Genomic DNA, 19463 nt, shown 5'->3' with positions numbered 1-19463 from the left:
GATTATTTATTTCAGATAAAACTAAACTATATTTTTTAATTCAGTTCTTTGTTGTCAACTGTTTTTGTTCTCAACTTTTTCCTCCAATATATAATATAAATAGTTCCTAATATGGAAGGCAATGTCCAAGCTATTAAATTATTTATTCCCATTCCGGCAACAATAAATGCTGTAATGGAAGCAATAAACGCACCAATCATTTTACCAATGTGATTAGAGAGCCATCCGTTTTTTGTTTTTCTGAAGTTTTTATAAAAAATAAAATCTCTTATGGTTAATGAAAGTCCAAAGCCTCCAAAAAATATAAATAATAGATATGTTGAATTTCCTTTAATTAAACCATAAATACCAATTAAAACCATAATTGCAGATATAATTAGCATACTACCAGATATTGTTTTATCAATTGGCTTAGCGTGTTGTTTTTTATTCAATTTAAAAGTTAGAATTTGGTTTCCAGAAATTACTAAGTAAATAGTAAAGAGTCCGATAAGAAAAAGAAATAAATTTTCGTGATTCGGCATCCAAGAAATTGGCATTGAAATTAAAGAACTCAAAATCATTCCAATTGAAAATAATTTTCCCATTGTTTTATGTGGTTTACTTCCTTTTTTTACCAAAATACTTCCAAGTCCTGTTATTAATCCAAGTCCACCAAAAAATGCGTGAATGTAAATGAAAATTTTAATTGTTTCTTCCATCTGTTTTTAATTTAGGATTCAAAGTTGGGATTATAATTTTGGTTTCGGAAGTTTAAATTTCCGAATTGTTGTTTTTTAGCGATGAGTTGTTTGGGCTATTTAGTTTTTAGATTCTCAAACTGTTGCTTAAATCTTATTTTGAATAATCTTATTTATAATGTTTTAATTTTATGGGTAAATAGCCTGGTGCTAATTTTAAAATTTGTGCTTTTAAAAATAGTGAGATATCATTTAAATGACTTTTTTTTAAGAAATAATTAAAACATTTAAAAGATATCTAAGCACTTAAATGATTAACTTTGATTAGAGATTTGAATGGTATTTTTTAAAAGTATTGATTGAGCATTTTAAAAACATAGTTTCATTTTAAATTGTAAAACTTGAAATTTTACTGAAAATTTCATAGATATATAGTCTTGATAATAAGTTAAATGGAAGGTATTGTTGTCTCCTTGATTAATAAATTATTTAAATCTTGATAATAATTTTGAAAAAAATTAGCATAATTAATGCGTTAAAGGGAATCTTATATTGATATAGATACTTTTAATTATAATGTTGAATTAAAATTTTAATAATTATGAATATTGAAAAACTATTAGGTAAAAACGCTTCCTATCTATTGGATCATCAATGTAAAACAATTTCTAAAGAAAAATTACACTTGCCTGGTCCTAATTTTATAGATGAAGTATGTATGGTATCCGATCGATCACCAAGGGTTTTAGGAAGTTTACAACAAATATTTGAACATGGAAGACTTTCAGGAACGGGGTATGTATCTATTCTTCCTGTAGATCAGGGTGTGGAGCATTCTGCTGGAGCTAGTTTCGCTCCAAATCCAGAATATTTTGATCCTGCAAACATTGTAAAACTGGCAATGGAAGGTGGTTGTAATGCTGTGGCATCTACCCTAGGAGTATTGGGTAGTATTTCTCGAAAATATGCACACAAAATTCCTTTTCTGGTAAAATTAAACCATAATGAGCTGTTAAGTTATCCCAATACTTTTAATCAAATTTATTTTGCACAAGTAGAACAAGCTTGGAATATGGGAGCTGTAGCAGTTGGAGCTACTATTTATTTTGGTTCAAAGGAATCTGACCGTCAAATACAAGAAACAAGTATAGCTTTTAAACGTGCTCATGAGTTAGGTATGGCTACCGTTTTATGGTGTTATCTTAGAAATGATGCTTTTAAAAAAGATAAAGATTATAGCGTAAGTGCAGATCTTACAGGACAAGCCAATCATTTAGGGGTTACTATTGAGGCAGATATTATTAAGCAAAAACAACCAGAAAATAATGGAGGTTATTTGGCTTTACAAAATTTCGGAAAAACCAATAAGCTTGTCTACAGTATGTTAACTACAGACCATCCTATTGATCTTACACGTTATCAGGTTGCAAACTGCTATATGGGAAGAGCTGGTTTAATTAATTCTGGAGGCGCTTCATCTGGTGATGATGATTTTGAAAAAGCAGTTTTTACTGCCGTTGTAAATAAAAGAGCGGGTGGTATGGGACTTATTTCTGGTAGGAAAGCATTTCAAAGACCTATGAAAGAAGGTGTTGAATTATTACATTCAATTCAAGATGTTTATTTGGACAAACAAGTTACAATTGCATAATAAATAATGAACAAAACAGACTTAAAAGAGGTTTATTTACTTCCTAGTAAACATTCTACAATATTATCGTTAGATTTTCCAAGGAAAAATACGCATCCTACCAATGGAATTGTTTTAGCGGCAGATGTCGGTGGTACAAAAACCAATTTAGCACTTTTTGAAAGTAAGGATGGACAACTTAAAACCTTAAAAGCGAATTCATACCCAACTAAGGAATATTCATCTTTTATTAAAATGGTTAAGTTTTTTCATACTAATAGATTACTTTTAATTGATAGTATATGTTTAGGAGTTGCTGGACCTGTAGTGAATGGAAAAGTGCAAGGAGTTAATTTTCCATGGAGTATTGATGGTGATGAAATTGCAAAAGAATTTCATGTGGAACATGTGGCAGTAATGAATGATATGGAAGCTAACGCCTATGGTTTGGCAGCGCTGGATAAAGAAGAATTATTCACGCTAATTGAAGGTTCCAATGCCTCAGGAAATGCAGTGATGATTTCACCAGGAACAGGTCTTGGTGAAGTAGGGATGTATTGGAATGGTGTTAATTTTAATCCGTTCGCTTCAGAAGGAGGGCATTGTGATTTCTGCCCTCGTAACAACCTAGAAATTGATTTATGGAAGTATATGGATCAAAGGTACAAGCATGTGAGTTGGGAACGTGTATTATCAGGTCCTGGGATTTATGATGTTTTTCAATTCTTACTTAAGGAAGGAAACGAAAAAGTTCCTGAATGGATACAAGAAAAAATGTTGAAAGAAGATCCATCGGCGGTTATTACCCAAATTGCCATAAAAGGGCAAAGTGCTATCTGCAGGGAAACTTTAGATTTATTTACAAGGTTTTTGGCTATAGAAGCTGCTCAATTAGCTCTAAAAATGAAAGCTACTGGAGGTATATATATTGGAGGCGGAATTGTTCCAAAGATTGTTCAAGGAATGGATTTAAAAGTATTTAAAAGAGGGTTTATACAATCTGGTAGATTGGATATGCTTTTGGAGACGATACCAGTGAAGGTAGTTCTTAATCAAAAAACTGCTCTTTTGGGAGCCGCATACTACGGAGCTGCTATGCTGAATTAACAGCTAGGTTGTTAGGGTTTTATAACCTTTTGTAACTGTAATTTATAATCTCTTTCAAATGGATATAAATAGAAGTGCAATAAACGTATTATTCTAAATATTTACGAATTTATTTATAGATACTTTTAAAACTTGAAGAATAATCTTCATTTAATATTTTTTGTATGAATTTTGAGATTTTCCTAATTTAGAGAAACCTATTATATTGTATTTTAAAGCTTCATTAGATAAAGTGTCTATTATAAGCCATAATTTTGAAATGTAAATTAGTCTTTTTTTTAGGTTAGGAAGGACTCGAAACTTCACTTTTTATAAACACAAAAAAATTAATTGATAGATTTTTAATTTATTTTGTTACTATATAATTTATCCATTTAAATCTTAGATAAGTGCAAAAGTATATTGGGTTTAACTAAGAGTAACTTCTAAACAATCTTTTTAAGGTGAATACGAAACCCTTATTTAGGTTAGCGAAGAAGTGTATTTTAACTTTTTTTATTTCTAAATATATTCTTTTTCAAATGCTATTTTATCTTTTCTACTAATACATTTAGTAAAGATTTGAAAACTCTTTAGAATAACTTCTTTTTTCAAAATTTTAAATATCAAGCTATTATTAATAATAAAAAGCATATATTTGGTAAACCAATTTGGTTGCCCAGTTCGGGCACCCAATTTAGGAATCAATAAAAACAAATGAAAATCGAAGCTAAAATTATATTTATTATGGGAGTTTCAGGTGTTGGTAAAAGCACCATAGGAAACTTATTGTCAGAGGAATTAAATATTCCCTTTTTTGATGGAGATGATTTCCATCCAGAAGAGAATATTAAAAAAATGTCAAAAGGAGAACCTTTAAATGATGATGATAGATTAGGCTGGTTGCAAACATTAAACAAATTAGCTATAAAACAATTAACAAATAAAGGTTGTGTTATTGTTTGTTCAGCATTAAAAGAAAGCTATCGAGATATTTTAAATGCAAACATAAAAGATAACGCAAAATGGGTTTTCCTTAGTGGGTCTTTTAAACAAATTAAAGAAAGAATTAATAAGCGTAAGGGGCATTTTATGAGTTCTGAATTATTGAAGTCTCAATTTGATATTTTGGAAGAGCCTAAGAATGCAATAAAAATAGATATAAGTTTAACACCAAAAAATATTGTAGCAGTGATAAGTAATGAATTATTAGGAAAGTCAGAATTTGGATTGTTCGGGTTAGGGGTTATGGGTAAGAGCCTGAGTAGAAATTTAGCAAGTAAAGGGTTTAACATTTCGTTATTTAACAGACATGTTGAAGGAGTAGAAGAGGATGTTGCGAAAAACTTCAAGAATGAATTTGATGAATTGTCTTCAGCCATGCCGTTTGATGCGATAGAACCTTTTGTGGGCTCTCTTCAAAAACCAAGAAAAATCATGCTCATGGTTAATGCTGGTAAGACAGTAGATTTTGTTATTGAAGATCTTTTACCATTTTTAGATGATGGAGATATTTTAATAGATGGTGGTAATTCAAATTATAATAAAACAAAAGAACGGTTTAATTATTTAAAATCTAAAAACATTCATTTTGTAGGAACTGGAGTTTCTGGAGGTGAAGAAGGAGCCTTAAAAGGACCGTCTATTATGCCTGGTTGTGATAAAGATATTTATAAAGATATTCAACCTTTTTTAGAAGCGATAGCAGCTAAAGATTCTAATAATTTGCCCTGTTGTACACATATAGGGACAGAAGGAAGTGGGCATTTTGTAAAAATGGTACATAATGGAATTGAGTATGTAGAAATGCAGTTATTAGCAGAAGTGTTTGTAATGTTAAAAGCATTGGGGAATAATCCAGATCAAATAGCTAATATTTTAGAAACATGGAAAGAAACAGCAAATAGTTATTTATTAGAAATAACTATTGATATTTTAAGAAAAAAAGAAGAAGATGATTGGTTAGTTAACAAAATAATGGATAAAGCAGGTAATAAAGGTACAGGAAATTGGGCTACCATAGCAACCGCTCAGTTAGGTGTGCCTAGTACTATGATTGCTTCTGCATTATTTGCGCGGTATACTTCGTTTTATAAAGAAGAGCGTATTATTGCTAGTGAAAATTTTAAAGAAAATACAATTATTAATCTCAATCTTACAACTGATGATGTTTTAAAAGCATATCAATTTGCTAGAATTATAAATCATTATCAAGGCTTTAAATTAATTCAAGAAGCTTCCAAAAATCACAAATGGGATTTGAATTTAAGCGAATTATCTAGAATATGGACAAATGGCTGTATTATAAAATCAGATCTTATGGTAGAATTGGTTACTGTTTTTAAAACAACGAATAATTTGTTAACAAATGAGGTAATAATTCAAAAGATAAAATCATTAAAACCAAGCGTTAAAAAAGTGGTTTCTGAATGTATTTTAAATGAGATGCCTATTCCAAATTTTAGTGAATCTATTAATTTTTTAAACAGTTTTACAATAGCAAATTCATCAGCAAATTTAATACAAGCACAACGTGACTATTTTGGTGCACACACCTACCAAAGAATAAATGATAATTCAAATGAATTCTATCATACTAACTGGAAAAATAATTAAACTATGCCAAAAACCGAAAATAAAAAGTCATTACTAAAAAAAATAATTGCGATTATTTTAGGATTTGGTCCAGGAATTTTTGCTATTGGTTATACCATAGGTACAGGTAGTGTAACTTCTATGATTGTTGCGGGAAGTAAATTTAATATGCAATTATTATGGGTGCTTTTATTAAGCTGTACTTTCTCGGGAATTTTAATGTTTGCCTATGGTAACTTTGCATTAATTACAGGAGAAACCGCGCTTTATGGATTTAAAAAACATTTAAAATACGGTAAAATTTTAGCAATTTTAATTATTGTAGGTATAACCTTCGGGCAATGGAATTCACTAATGGGTATTTTAGGTATTTCAGCCAATATTATTTTTGAAATATTAGCAGTGAATTTTGAAGGTTTAGTAGCGTATAAATACGAAACAGTATTAATAACAGCTATTATAATAATTGTTACTTTTTACTTATTAATGTTGGTAGGTAAATATACTTTTTTTGAAAAAATACTAGTCATATTTGTAACATTAATGGGGTTGTCATTTTTACTGTCATTATGTTTTGTGCAGCCATTATCTTTGGATGTAGTTAAAGGGTTAATACCAACTATTCCAGACATTCCTGGAGGAAAAATGTTGGTTGCTGCTTTTGTTGGTACCACCATGGCATCAGCTACATTTTTATCACGACCATTATTTGTAAAAGGAAAAGGGTGGACTATTAAAAATTTAGACCAACAAAAAAAGGATTCAATTACAGCTGCAATTTTAATATTTGTAATTAGTGGAGTTATAATGGCAGTAGCAGCTGGAGCTTTATTTTATCAAGGTAAAGAGGTTAATCAAGTATTAGATATGGCAAATACTTTAGAACCAGTAGCTGGAAAATGGGCTGTATCTATTTTCTTTTTTGGCGCATTAAGTGCTGGATTATCATCAATATTTCCTTGTTTATTAATAGCGCCTTTATTAATTGCAGATTATCAATCTGGAACTTTAGATACCAATTCACTACAGTTTAGAATTATTACGGCGATTGCTTGTTTGGTAGCTTTAATAGGACCTGCATTTGGTGCGAATCCCATAGAAATTCAAATTTTATCACAAGTGTTTAATGTCTTTGTATTGCCAATTGTAATTCTGGGAATTATACTTATGTTAAGCAATAAAAAGGTAATGAAAGAGTATAAGACTAGTTTAGGTGTTTATATAGGCATGTATGCTGCGCTGTTCTTTTCTTTAGTGATTTCATACAACGGTGTATTAGCACTTTTGGAATATTTTTAAATAAAAATTAATTACACAAAATCTGTAATAATATAGAATAATCAATTACATGAAAATAAGTTTAATAGATAAAAATTCAAATAAAATAGTGCAGAATGAAGTAATCTGTAAGATTCGTGATTTGATTAACGCTAAAAATTTAGAGCGTGGAGATAAATTACCTTCAGAAAGGATTATGTCAGAAAAATTTGATGTAAAAAGAAACCATATTAGAGAAGCAATAAGAAAGCTAGAGTTTTATGGCATATTAAAATCCAAGTCTCAAAGTGGTACTATTCTAGCAATTGGGTTAATTGGGTTTAATGGGATGGTAGATGAAATAATATCTTTAGACGCACCGTCTTTTAATGAGCTCGTGGAAACTCGCATCTCATTAGAGTTAGAGACAGTTTCTTTAGCTGCTCAAAGAAGAACAGATAATGATTTAAAACGAATAAAAGACTCATTAAATGCTTTCAAAGCTAAAATTTCCGTTGGAGAGGATTATTTAGAAGATGATTTATTATTTCATATAGCTATAGCAAAAGCAAGTAAAAATAATACAATGGTTTCGTTAATGCTTTTATTAACGCCTCCAATTCTTGCAGCTTATGACAGAGATACGGTTTGTGAAGGAGATAAAGTAATTTCTGAAATTAAAAAACACGAAAATATTTATTTAGCAATAAAATCTAAAGACTCTAAACTTGCTACAAAAATGATGAGTGACCACTTTTTTAAATTATCAAAACACATAGAAAACAAAGATATAAACAAAACTAAATAATAAAAAGATGAAAAAAAAGATTATTACATCAGTAGCAGCGTTCTTAATACTTGGTGTTTTCCTAACACTTAATAGCTGTAAAAATGAAGCTAAAGAAAAAAAGAAAAAAGAAGTTGTAAAAACCGTTTACGCAAGTGACGTTATTCCTTTTTTTGAGCATTGGAGCTTGATTTTAGGTGACGGTTCAAATGTTGGTCACGCCAATAATTTTGAAAATAAAGACTTCTTTTATACTGCAAATGATGGTAAAAGTAACTGGGTAGTTTTTAAAGCTCCTAATGCAGGACATACCCATGGAACTTCAAACAATACAAGAACTGAATTGGCGCAATCAAAAAAATGGACACCTACAACTGATGCTAAGTTGACAGCTACATTAAAAGTAATGAATGTATCAGTAACCGGAGATGCACGTGTAGCTGCTTCGTACGCTGTAGTTATTGGTCAAATTCATAGCGCCGATGGTTTAGAGAACGAACCACTTAAAATATTTTACAAGAAATTTCCTGGTCATACCAAAGGTTCTGTTTTTTGGGATTATGAAATTAATACTGCAGGTGATGACAATTCTGGAAGATGGGATTTTTCAACAGCTGTTTGGGGGTACGATTTATCTGTTGTTGGTACTGATGTAAGTACATATCCAGAAGAACCTAAGGATGGGATCTCTTTAGATGAAGAATTTAGCTATGAAATAGAAGTTAAGGATGGTATTATGAGCTTGAAATTTATGAGTGAAGGACATGAAACTAAAACATTTACAAAAAACATAATCGCTTCAGAATATACAACTAAAGCTGATATTCCTGAGCAGACTCAAAAATTATTTGTACCAATTGGTCAAGATGGAGTAGAGCGTGCAGGAGCATACACAGGTGAAGGTTGTTTTTTTAAACTAGGTAATTACAATCAAACAAATGGAAAATCTCCTGAAATAAATAAGAACTGGTGTTCTGGTGCTGAAACACACGGAGGAGATATTAAGAAACAATATGAAGACGGAAATTATACTGAAGTTTGGTTTAAAACAGCAAATATAACTGTAAGTGATGCTGCTTATTCTAATGATGGTTATTTCTCCAAAAATGATTTCTTATACAAAAAGGAAAAAAAATAACAAATTCAATCAATTATTAGCTTAGTGAAATTACTAAATAAATTTTTGAATACTAGTAAGAATCTAATAAAAATGAAAACTGAATATTAAAGGTAAGATTACATATACTGCCATACTTTTTAAAAATACGTGCTTATTTTTTTGTAAAATAAAATTAAACACATCATAGATACAAGATAACATGAAAAACAATAATAAATTAATCGGAAAAAATGTTCTTATTACTGCTGGAGCGCAGGGTATTGGGGAATCAATCACCAAACACTTTATTGATAGTGGAGCTAATGTTGCTATCCACTATTTTTCAAGTGCGGATACAGCAAACCAATTGATGGAATATGCAAAGAGCAAAGGGCAAAAAGCTGTTACTTTATGCGGAGACTTAACAAAAGAAGCAGAAGCAAATAGTATAGTTGAAAAAACAATAGAAGCTCTAGGTGGGCTAGACATATTAATCAACAATGCAGGTTCACTTGTTGCGCGTAGAATGCTGAGTGAAATGGAAGCTGATTTTTGGCACAAGGTAATGGATATCAACTTAACATCCATGATGTTCGTGACGCGAGCAGCATCTCCTCATTTAGCGAAAAACGATAATAGCAGTATTGTTAATTTGGCATCACTAGCTGGTCGTAAAGGAGGACACCCAGGGTCTTTAGTTTATTCTACTAGCAAAGGAGCTATCTTAACGTTCACGCGAGCGCTTTCTGCAGAATTAGGACCTCAAGGAACAAAGGTTAATGCTGTTGCTCCGGGGCTTATCCTCGGTACTTCATTTCACAATACTCATACAACAAAAGAATCAGCAGCTGAAACAATAGCAGGTATTCCAATACAACGAGCAGGTAATGCAGCTGACGTAGCGCGAGCAGTTTTATTTCTGGCTTCCGAATACGATGGTTTTATTACAGGTGCTACGTTAGACATCAATGGTGGTGTTTATAATATGTAGTTTGTTGTTAAATTGTGTGTGGTTGAAAGTTTAAGCAATTGAAATTTACTTATTCTCTAAAAATAAAATTATGTTAAAGACACCGGTAATACACCCAACAATTTTAGAAGCGCTTGCGCGTTCAGGTCATTTTGCACAAGTTGTTATTGCTGACGGTAATTTGCCAGTTGGTGCTATGAAAGGACCTAACTCCACTACGGTACATCTGAACTTCCGTCCGGGATTATTAGATGCGCTTACAGTGCTTGAAGGTATACTTGATATTTGTCCTATTCAAGGTGCAATTGTAATGGAAAAACCGGCTGAAGCAAACGCAGAAATACACGGTGCTTATAAAAAAATACTTGGTGATGTAACATGGGATGAGATGGAGCGATGGGCTTTCTACGATAAAATAAGAGAGCCTACTACTACATTAATTATTCAAACAGGCGAACAGCGTCGCTTTGCTAATTTGATACTAACTGTTGGTGTAGTGAAAATGGCGGAAGAAAGTGACTTTTAATAAATGAATTGTAACAAAAAGTAGGACAAATTTCTAAGGCTTATGTTATATATTATAAGTTGTTAATTTCTAGTTCTACTTCATTTAGCTGTTTTACAGTTTTGATAAGAATCATAAATGTTTTCTTTTTTCCCATTAATTGTAATACTTAATTAAAGTAGAAGTGTTACGTTTTTTATTTATATCAAAATCTATTGGGTAAAATAATCTTGAAAATATATTTAAAATTGGGGCTTATTTAAATTATAGTACCTGTAGATAAAAAATCATTATAGATTAATGTGATTTAAAATACTGATTGGTAGTTGATTGAGTGTTATTTGGCACGTGGTTTTTTGAGGAGGCAAGTTTCTAATTCCGAACCTTTTATTTAATGTTTAGTCGTTATATTTGATTTTATAAAAAGTAAAAACCTCATAATCAAAAGATTATGAGGTTTTTTGCGGAGAAAGAGGGATTCGAACCCCCGGAGGTATGACCCTCAACAGTTTTCAAGACTGCCGCATTCGACCACTCTGCCATTTCTCCCTTAGCGAGTGCAAATATAGAAACCTTTTTTGTTTCTATAAAACTTTTTTAAACTTTTTTTTGATTTATTTTCATATTAATTTACAGTACATTTGACACTCAATTAATTAGATGAATACAATAGTAGAAATTTTAGTTTTAATTGTGGTTGGTTTTATAGCAGGATCTATTAATACACTTGCAGGAGGTGGCTCTTTACTAACATTACCAATACTTATTTTTTTAGGTTTACCTCCAACTATAGCAAATGGCACAAATAGAATTGCAATCATAGCTCAAAACATATTTACAACAGCAGGTTTTAAAAGTAAAGGAGTAATTACTTTTCCTTTTAGTATTTATGTAGCCATTTCAGCTTTGTTCGGTTCAATATTAGGAGCTCAAATAGCGTTAGATATAAAAGGAGAGACTTTTAATAAGATTTTAGCCATAATTATGGTTGTTGTTGTTTGTTATATGGTATTTAATTCAAAAGTTAAATTATCATCTACAATTGAGCGTACTAGCGGTAAACATTTATGGTTTAGCATATTTCTATTCTTTTTTGTTGGGGTGTATGGAGGTTTTATACAAGCAGGTGTTGGTTTTATAATGTTATTGATTTTATCATCAGTTAATAATTTTTCATTAGTAAAAAGTAATGCTATTAAAGTGACGGTTGCTTTAATTTATACCATTGCAGCTGTAGCTGTTTTTGCTTACAATGATAAGATTAATTGGCAAATGGGCTTAACCTTATCTATTGGGAACGCATTAGGGGGTTGGTTTGTAAGCAGATGGTCTGTAAAGAAAGGAGATGGGCTTGTTAAGAAATTTTTAATTGTTATTGTTGTAATTATGGCAATAAAACTATGGTTTTTTTAAATTTATTTCAAGGAATAAATAAACCCTCTGTTAAATTCTTTTTTTAAATTTGTCACTTAAATTTTACATATGTCAAATACGTTTGGAAAAATATTTACTTTAACCACATTTGGAGAATCACATGGTGAAGCTATTGGAGGAGTGATTGATGGTTGTCCTGCAGGAGTTGAATTAGATTTGAAGGCTATTCAACAAGAAATGGATAGAAGAAAGCCTGGGCAATCTAAAATTGTTACACAACGTAAAGAGCCAGATGAAGTTCGCTTTCTTTCTGGTATTTTTGAAGGGAAAACTACAGGGGCGTCTATAGGTTTCATTATAGAAAATGTTCACCAACGGTCAAATGATTATTCACATATAAAGGATTCTTATCGTCCATCTCATGCAGATTATACTTACGACAAGAAATATGGAAACAGAGACTATAGAGGTGGAGGTAGAACCTCTGCACGTGAAACGGCGAATTGGGTAGTTGGGGGAGCAGTAGCAAAGCAAGCAATTCCTTCAATAAAAATAAATGCCTATACATCTTCTGTAGGAGATATTTTTTTAGAAAAACCTTATCAGGATATAGATTTTGATAAAGTTGAAAGTAATATTGCAAGATGTCCAGATGATGAGACAGCTGAGAAAATGATTGAATATATAGATTCAATTAGAAAGCAAGGAGATACTGTCGGTGGAACTGTTACTTGTGTAATTAAAAATGTACCTGTTGGTTTAGGAGAACCTATTTTTGATAAATTACATGCGCAACTAGGAAAAGCAATGCTCTCTATTAATGCCGTAAAAGGTTTTGAATATGGGAGTGGTTTTTGTGGCGCAAAAATGAAAGGTAGTGAACATAATGATATATTTAATGCTGATGCAACAACTAAAACAAATCTTTCAGGAGGTATTCAAGGTGGAATAAGTAATGGAATGGATATTTACTTTCGTGTAGCATTTAAACCAGTTGCTACTATAATGCAAGCTCAACAAACAATTGATAAGGAAGGGAATATAGTTGAAATGACAGGAAAAGGACGTCATGATCCTTGTGTTGTACCGAGAGCTGTACCAATTGTAGAAGCTTTAGCGGCTATGGTATTGGCTGATTTTACGTTGTTAAATAAATAAGAATAAAAGCTTTTTGGGAGTAATAAAATTGATTATATCTGAAGAATAGATATATTTATATCCTTAGTTACTTTATTAGTTTGAATTTAGAAAGGGTTTATGAATTTGATTATGCTGAAACTTAATTCTTATAAGATTCTGATTTAAGTTTTGGTTAATGAGGAATTTTACTTAAAATCATATTTTTTAAATAAAAAAAACCATCTTTGATTAACAAAGATGGTTTTTACTTTATATTAATAGTTAGAAACTATTTATTTTTATTATAGTGCAGGTAAATCTCCACTTCCTTTAGTAGGTAAATAGCTATATCCCATTAAATATTCATCAACTTTCTTAGCGGCTTCTCTTCCTTCAGAAATAGCCCAAACAATTAAGGATTGTCCTCTACGCATATCTCCAGCGGCAAATACTTTAGGGTTTTTAGTTTGATATTTATTAGTTTTGTAATTACTTCTAGCGTCAGTGTCTAATTCAAGTTGATCACTTAAAGTAGATTCTGGTCCAGTAAATCCAAGAGCTAATAAAGCTAAATCACATGGCCATGTTTTTTCTGTACCTTCAATTTCAATTAATTGAGGTCTTTGACCCGGAACCATTTTCCATTCAACGTTGATAGTTTTTAAGGCTGTTAATTCACCTTTTTCGTTTGTAACAAACTCTTTGGTATTAATTAACCAATTTCTATCACAACCTTCTTTATGAGAAGAAGATGTTTTCAATTGTAAAGGCCAATATGGCCAAGGAGTTGTTGGGCTTCTATGACCAGGAGGTTTGGGCATAATTTCAAAATTAGTTACCGATTTAGCTCCTTGTCTGTTTGAAGTTCCTACACAATCCGATCCTGTATCACCACCACCAATTACAATAACATCTTTTCCTGTTGCTAATATTTGTGGTTCGTCTAATTGCTTATCTAAAACAACTTTGGTTGCTTGAGTTAAAAAATCCATAGCTTGAACAACTCCATTAGAATCTATACCTTTAGTAGGTAAACTTCTTCTTTCAGTTGCTCCACCACATAAAACAATGGCATCAAATTTTTTCAGTTTTTTTACTGGATAATTTACACCAACATTTACATTTGTTTTAAAAACAATTCCTTCAGCTTCTAATATATTTAAACGTCTGTCAATTATTCCTTTTTCTAATTTAAAATTAGGGATACCATAACGTAATAAACCACCTAATTCATCATCTCTTTCAAAAACAGTTACACTATGTCCAGCTCTATTTAATTGTTGAGCAGCTGCTAAACCAGCAGGTCCTGATCCAACTACAGCTATATTTTTACCAGTACGTTCATTAGGGATTTGTGGAATTATCCAGCCTTCCTTAAACGCTCTTTCAACAATGTTTTTTTCAATGTTTTCAATTGAAATAGGATCATCAATAATTCCTAATACACAAGCTTGCTCACAAGGAGCAGGACATAATCTTCCTGTAAATTCAGGAAAATTATTTGTTGAATGTAATATCCATGATGCTTTTTTCCATTCACCTTGATGTACCATATGATTGAAATCTGGAATTAAATTACCAAGTGGGCAACCACTATGACAAAATGGAATTCCGCAATCCATACATCTTGAACCTTGTTTAGTAAGATCTTCTTTATCTAAAGGAATAGTAAATTCCTTATAATTTCCTACTCTTTCTTTTACTGACTTATATGATTCGTCTTTTCTTTCGAATTCTTTAAAACCTGTTACTTTTCCCATTTTTCTAAACTGTTAATTCTTCAACCATTTGTTCTTCAGTCTCTAAACGTATCAATGCACGTTTGTACTCAATAGGCATAACTTTCACAAAATTGCTTAAGCTTTTGTCCCAATCACTCAATAATTCTTTACCTCTATTACTTTCTGTGTAAAGAACATGTTTACTAATTAGAGCTTTTAACTCTTCTGCTTCTTCTGTTTCAATTGGTTCAAATTCAATTGTTTCAGTGTTACATAATCCGTTTTTAAATTTATGCTCTGGATCATAAACATAAGCAATACCACCACTCATACCAGCAGCAAAATTTCTACCAGTATTACCTAATACTATAACTTTTCCTCCAGTCATATATTCACAACAGTGATCTCCAACGCCTTCAACAACTGTTGTAGCACCTGAGTTTCTTACGGCAAAACGTTCACCAGCAATTCCATTAATATAAGCTTCACCTTGCACAGCTCCAAATAAACAAACATTACCAATTATAATATTGTCTTCGGCTACGAAATCTGCTTTAGCAGGTTTTTTAACAATTATTTTAGCTCCTGATAAGCCTTTTCCTAAATAGTCATTTGTATTACCATCAATTGTAAATGTAATTCCTGGTGCTCCAAATGCTCCAAAACTTTGTCCTGCAGATCCTGTAAAATTAATGTTTAATGTATCTTCAGGTAAACCTAAGTGTCCATATATTTTAGAAATTTCATTACTAACAATTGCTCCAGTAGAGCGATTTAGATTAGTAATAGGGTATTCTAAAATCATTTTTTCTTTTCTATAGATAGCTCTATGAGAATCTTTTAAAAGTTGAAAATCTAAAACATTCTCTAAATCGTGATCTTGTTTTTCGGAATTTCTTAAAGACATTTTCTTATAACCTTCTGGTCTATGTAAAATAGAACTTAAATCTAATCCTTTAGCTTTATAATGTTTAATTGCTTTGTTTGAATCAATTTTATGAGTTTGACCAATCATTTCTTCCATAGTTCGGAAACCTAACTGAGCCATAATTTCTCTTAATTCTTCAGCAATATAAAAGAAGAAATTAATTACGTGTTCTGGAGTTCCTTTAAAGTTTTTACGTAACTCTTTATCTTGAGTTGCGATACCTACAGGACAGGTGTTTAAATGACATTTACGCATCATAATACATCCTGAAGCTACTAAAGGAGCAGTTGCAAAACCAAATTCTTCTGCACCTAGTAAAGCTGCTATTGCAACATCACGTCCAGTTTTTAATTGTCCATCACATTCTACAACAATTCTAGAACGTAAATTATTCATTACTAAAGTTTGTTGTGCTTCTGCTAACCCAAGTTCCCAAGGTAAACCAGCATGTTTTAAAGATGTTAAAGGAGATGCTCCTGTACCACCATCATAACCAGAAATTAAAACAACATCGGCTTTTGCTTTTGAAACTCCAGCAGCAATTGTACCTACACCTACTTCAGAAACTAATTTCACATTAATTCTTGCTTCTCTGTTGGCGTTTTTTAAATCGAAAATTAATTGTGCTAAATCTTCAATAGAATAAATATCGTGATGAGGAGGAGGTGAAATTAATCCTACAAAAGGAGTAGAATTACGTACCGCAGCAATCCAAGGATATACTTTTTCTCCAGGTAGCTGTCCACCTTCACCAGGCTTCGCGCCTTGTGCCATTTTTATTTGAATTTCTTCAGCATTTGTTAAATAATGAGAAGTTACTCCAAAACGACCAGAAGCTACTTGCTTTATAGCTGAGTTTCTGCTGTCTCCGTTAATATCTTTTTGAAAACGTCTTCTATCTTCACCACCTTCACCAGAATTAGATTTTCCTCCAATACGGTTCATTGCAATAGCCAAGTTTTCGTGGGCTTCTCTTGAAATAGACCCATAAGACATTGCTCCTGTTTTAAAACGTTTTACAATTTCTGTCCAAGGTTCTACTTCATCAATAGGAATAGGGTCGTAATTGTTAAACTCAAATAAACCTCTAATTGTCATTAAACGTTCAGATTGTTCATTTACTGTTTTAGCATAAACATTATAACTATCTTGATCGCTTAATCTAACAGCTTGTTGCAATTTAGCGACAGTTGTTGGATTAAACATATGTTGTTCTCCACCTCGTCTCCAACGGTAATGACCACCAATATTTAGTCCTAATCTACTTTTAATTAGTGTTTTAGGGTAGGCGTAATTGTATCGAGCTGAAATTTCTTTTTCTATTTCGTATAATCCGATACCTTCAATTCTTGAAGCGGTATAAGGAAAATATTTTTGAACAAATTTAGAATTGAATCCAACTATTTCAAAAATTTGAGAACCTCTGTAAGAATGTAAAGTAGAGATACCAATTTTGTTCATTATTTTTAACAATCCTGTTCCAATTGCTTTATTGAAATTGTCAACAGCTTTTTGTTCGTCCATTCCAGTTATAAAACCTTCTGAAACTTGCATTCGAATAATTTCATTAACCATATATGGGTTAATAGCACTTGCTCCATAACCAAATAAAGTTGCAAACTGATGAGGTTCACGTGGTTCTGCAGATTCAATAACAATGTCAAAATATGAACGCTTACGCATTCTGTTTAATTCGTGATTAACAAATGAACAAGCCAATAAAGCTGGTATTGGAGCCATTTCTTCATTTGCACCTCTATCAGATAAAATAATAATATTATTTCTTTTATCTACGGCTTTTGAAACTTGTTTAATTATGTTATCGAGAGCGTCTTCTAAACCGTTAACACCTCTTTCTTTTTTATAAAGAATTTGGATAGTAATAGCTTTAAAGTCTTTACCAATATTTATGTTTCTTATTTTTTCTAAATCGTTATTTGAAATAACAGGATTTTGAATACGTAATTTTTTACATTGTCTTTTAGAAATACTAAAAATATTTCTGTCTTTACCTAATGCTAAGCTAATGTCTGTTACAATTTCTTCACGAATACCATCTAAAGGAGGGTTTGTAACCTGAGCAAATAATTGCTTAAAATAGTTTGATATTAACTGAGGTCTATCTGATAATACAGCTAAAGGAGTATCAATTCCCATTGAACCCAAGGCTTCTTTACCATTTTGAGCCATTGGTGTAATTACTTCTTGAATATCTTCTATAGTATAGTTGTATAAACGGGAACGCGTTTTAATGTCTAAAGTTTCAATAGGACATTCTTCGTGTGTGTTTTCTACATCTTTTAAATGTAGTCTTGTTTCATCGAGCCATTCTTTATATGGTCTTTCAGAAACAATTTTATTTTTTATCTCTTCGTCATTAATAATTCTACCTTCATTCATATCAACCAAGAACATTTTTCCTGGTTCTAATCTACCGTGTCTTTCTACATCTTCAGGAGCAACATCAAAAACTCCAATTTCTGAAGACATTATTAATTTACCACTTTTGGTTACAGTATATCTTGAAGGTCTTAAACCGTTTCTATCTAAAAGAGCACCAATATAATCTCCATCTGTAAAAGGAACAGAAGCAGGACCATCCCAAGCTTCCATTAAACAAGCGTTATATTCGTAAAAAGCTTTTCGCTCTTTAGACATTGTTGCATGTTTTTCCCAAGCTTCAGGAATTAACATCATCATTACTTCAGGTAAAGATCTGTCTGTTAAAGCTAATAGTTCAACAACCATATCCATGGATGCTGAATCTGATTTTCCTGGTAAAATAATAGGGAATAATTTATCTATGTCGCTTCCAAATATATCGCTTTTCATGATTTCTTCACGAATACGCATTCTACTAACGTTTCCTCTTAAAGTATTTATTTCACCATTTTGACACATATATCTAAATGGTTGAGCTAACTCCCAAGAAGGCATTGTATTGGTAGAAAATCTTTGATGCACTAACGCCAATCTAGTTACTAAATCTGGTTGTTGCAAGTCTGTATAATATGGGCCAATATCTTCAGGCATAATTATACCTTTATATATTAACGTAGTATGTGACAAACTAGAAACATAGAAATAAGAAGCTTCAGACATTTTAGAAGCTGCAATTGTATGCTCAGTTATTTTACGAGCGGCATACAGTTTAGCCTTAAAATTAAGTTCTTTTTTAATTCTACCTTTACTTATAAAGATTTGTTCAATAGTAGGTTCAGAAGCTAAAGCAATTGGACCAAGTTGAGAAGAATCAACAGGAACGCTTCTCCATCCTAATATCTTTAAGCCTTGATTTTCTACTTCTTGTTCAAATATTTTTTTACAATAGGCATATTGGTTCTTGTTTTTTGGGAAAAACACCATTCCAACGGCGTATTCTCTTCTTTCAGGTAATTCAAAATCACAAACTCGGTTGAAATATTCATGCGGAATATCAATCAAAAGTCCAGCACCATCTCCAGTTTTCCCATCAGAACTAACACCACCACGATGTTCAAGCTTTACTAAAATTTCTAAAGCATCGTGAATAATTTGATTTGTTTTTTCTCCTTTCAGGTTGCAAATGAAACCTGCACCACAGTTTTCATGTTCAAATTCTGGTAGGTAAAGACCTTGTTTAAGCATATTATGTTTAGTTTTAATAATAGCTACAAAAATAACGAAATTATAATATAATCTCTTAATGAAATTGCGAAAACGTTATAATTAT

13 protein-coding genes and 1 tRNA gene are annotated in these 19463 nt (G+C 31.5%); 10 read left to right on the top strand and 4 right to left on the bottom strand.

The window, feature by feature from the left end:
- Positions 1–35: 35 nt before the first annotated feature.
- On the bottom strand, positions 36–701 hold the full coding sequence (locus tag DAD81_RS09180) for a hypothetical protein (RefSeq protein ID WP_111707971.1): 666 nt from the start codon (positions 699–701) through the stop codon (positions 36–38).
- Between the two features lie 580 nt (positions 702–1281).
- Between DAD81_RS09180 and DAD81_RS09175 the strand changes: the two genes are divergently transcribed.
- The 8 genes from DAD81_RS09175 to DAD81_RS09135 all read left to right on the top strand — a co-directional run bounded on the left by DAD81_RS09175 (position 1282) and on the right by DAD81_RS09135 (position 10630).
- Complete coding sequence (locus tag DAD81_RS09175; RefSeq protein WP_111707970.1) at positions 1282–2331, top strand: class I fructose-bisphosphate aldolase; 1050 nt, start codon at positions 1282–1284, stop codon at positions 2329–2331.
- Between the two features lie 6 nt (positions 2332–2337).
- Complete coding sequence (gene glk / locus DAD81_RS09170) at positions 2338–3417, top strand: glucokinase (RefSeq protein WP_111707969.1); 1080 nt, start codon at positions 2338–2340, stop codon at positions 3415–3417.
- A 696-nt stretch (positions 3418–4113) separates the two neighbouring features.
- A complete protein-coding gene (gene gndA, locus DAD81_RS09160; protein ID WP_245949204.1) occupies positions 4114–6012 on the top strand; it encodes an NADP-dependent phosphogluconate dehydrogenase in 1899 nt (632 codons plus the stop codon).
- 3 nt (positions 6013–6015) lie between these two features.
- A complete protein-coding gene (locus DAD81_RS09155) occupies positions 6016–7290 on the top strand; it encodes an Nramp family divalent metal transporter (protein WP_111707967.1) in 1275 nt (424 codons plus the stop codon).
- Positions 7291–7339: 49 nt separating this feature from the next.
- On the top strand, positions 7340–8056 hold the full coding sequence (locus DAD81_RS09150; RefSeq protein ID WP_111707966.1) for a FadR/GntR family transcriptional regulator: 717 nt from the start codon (positions 7340–7342) through the stop codon (positions 8054–8056).
- Between the two features lie 7 nt (positions 8057–8063).
- On the top strand, positions 8064–9173 hold the full coding sequence (locus DAD81_RS09145; RefSeq protein WP_111707965.1) for a polysaccharide lyase family 7 protein: 1110 nt from the start codon (positions 8064–8066) through the stop codon (positions 9171–9173).
- A 181-nt stretch (positions 9174–9354) separates the two neighbouring features.
- The gene (locus DAD81_RS09140; RefSeq protein ID WP_111707964.1) at positions 9355–10125 is read left to right on the top strand and encodes an SDR family NAD(P)-dependent oxidoreductase; all 771 of its coding nucleotides are present in this window, start codon (positions 9355–9357) and stop codon (positions 10123–10125) included.
- A gap of 70 nt (positions 10126–10195) precedes the next feature.
- Positions 10196–10630, top strand: a complete 435-nt coding sequence (locus DAD81_RS09135; RefSeq protein ID WP_111707963.1) for an RbsD/FucU domain-containing protein — start codon at positions 10196–10198, stop codon at positions 10628–10630.
- A gap of 443 nt (positions 10631–11073) precedes the next feature.
- Here DAD81_RS09135 and DAD81_RS09130 read toward each other — a convergent pair.
- Positions 11074–11158 (bottom strand) — tRNA-Ser (locus DAD81_RS09130).
- Between the two features lie 111 nt (positions 11159–11269).
- On the opposite strand from DAD81_RS09130, the gene DAD81_RS09125 reads away from it, so the two are divergent.
- Positions 11270–12022, top strand: coding sequence for a sulfite exporter TauE/SafE family protein (locus DAD81_RS09125; RefSeq protein WP_111707962.1), 753 nt, complete (start codon positions 11270–11272; stop codon positions 12020–12022).
- A gap of 69 nt (positions 12023–12091) precedes the next feature.
- Positions 12092–13141, top strand: a complete 1050-nt coding sequence (gene aroC, locus DAD81_RS09120; protein ID WP_111707961.1) for a chorismate synthase — start codon at positions 12092–12094, stop codon at positions 13139–13141.
- A 263-nt stretch (positions 13142–13404) separates the two neighbouring features.
- On the opposite strand, the gene DAD81_RS09115 is transcribed toward aroC, so the two are convergent.
- Together DAD81_RS09115 and gltB are read right to left on the bottom strand one after the other, a co-directional pair.
- A complete protein-coding gene (locus DAD81_RS09115) occupies positions 13405–14862 on the bottom strand; it encodes a glutamate synthase subunit beta (RefSeq protein ID WP_111707960.1) in 1458 nt (485 codons plus the stop codon).
- Positions 14863–14866: 4 nt separating this feature from the next.
- A complete protein-coding gene (gene gltB, locus DAD81_RS09110; RefSeq protein WP_111707959.1) occupies positions 14867–19378 on the bottom strand; it encodes a glutamate synthase large subunit in 4512 nt (1503 codons plus the stop codon).
- Positions 19379–19463 lie beyond the last annotated feature (85 nt).

Source organism: Lutibacter citreus (assembly GCF_003260195.1).
GTDB classification, from domain to species: Bacteria; Bacteroidota; Bacteroidia; order Flavobacteriales; family Flavobacteriaceae; genus Lutibacter; species Lutibacter citreus.
The sequence above is the reverse complement of the archived record's forward strand: the minus strand, read 5'-3'. Positions and strand labels throughout refer to the sequence as shown.

What these genes read in the sequence shown, in the direction of transcription:
- DAD81_RS09180 (WP_111707971.1), bottom strand. Translation starts at nt 701, where the DNA reads ATGGAAGAAACAATTAAAATTTTCATTTACATTCACGCATTTTTTGGT.
- DAD81_RS09175 (WP_111707970.1), top strand. Translation starts at nt 1,282, where the DNA reads ATGAATATTGAAAAACTATTAGGTAAAAACGCTTCCTATCTATTGGAT.
- glk (WP_111707969.1), top strand. Translation starts at nt 2,338, where the DNA reads ATGAACAAAACAGACTTAAAAGAGGTTTATTTACTTCCTAGTAAACAT.
- gndA (WP_245949204.1), top strand. Translation starts at nt 4,114, where the DNA reads ATGAAAATCGAAGCTAAAATTATATTTATTATGGGAGTTTCAGGTGTT.
- DAD81_RS09155 (WP_111707967.1), top strand. Translation starts at nt 6,016, where the DNA reads ATGCCAAAAACCGAAAATAAAAAGTCATTACTAAAAAAAATAATTGCG.
- DAD81_RS09150 (WP_111707966.1), top strand. Translation starts at nt 7,340, where the DNA reads ATGAAAATAAGTTTAATAGATAAAAATTCAAATAAAATAGTGCAGAAT.
- DAD81_RS09145 (WP_111707965.1), top strand. Translation starts at nt 8,064, where the DNA reads ATGAAAAAAAAGATTATTACATCAGTAGCAGCGTTCTTAATACTTGGT.
- DAD81_RS09140 (WP_111707964.1), top strand. Translation starts at nt 9,355, where the DNA reads ATGAAAAACAATAATAAATTAATCGGAAAAAATGTTCTTATTACTGCT.
- DAD81_RS09135 (WP_111707963.1), top strand. Translation starts at nt 10,196, where the DNA reads ATGTTAAAGACACCGGTAATACACCCAACAATTTTAGAAGCGCTTGCG.
- DAD81_RS09125 (WP_111707962.1), top strand. Translation starts at nt 11,270, where the DNA reads ATGAATACAATAGTAGAAATTTTAGTTTTAATTGTGGTTGGTTTTATA.
- aroC (WP_111707961.1), top strand. Translation starts at nt 12,092, where the DNA reads ATGTCAAATACGTTTGGAAAAATATTTACTTTAACCACATTTGGAGAA.
- DAD81_RS09115 (WP_111707960.1), bottom strand. Translation starts at nt 14,862, where the DNA reads ATGGGAAAAGTAACAGGTTTTAAAGAATTCGAAAGAAAAGACGAATCA.
- gltB (WP_111707959.1), bottom strand. Translation starts at nt 19,378, where the DNA reads ATGCTTAAACAAGGTCTTTACCTACCAGAATTTGAACATGAAAACTGT.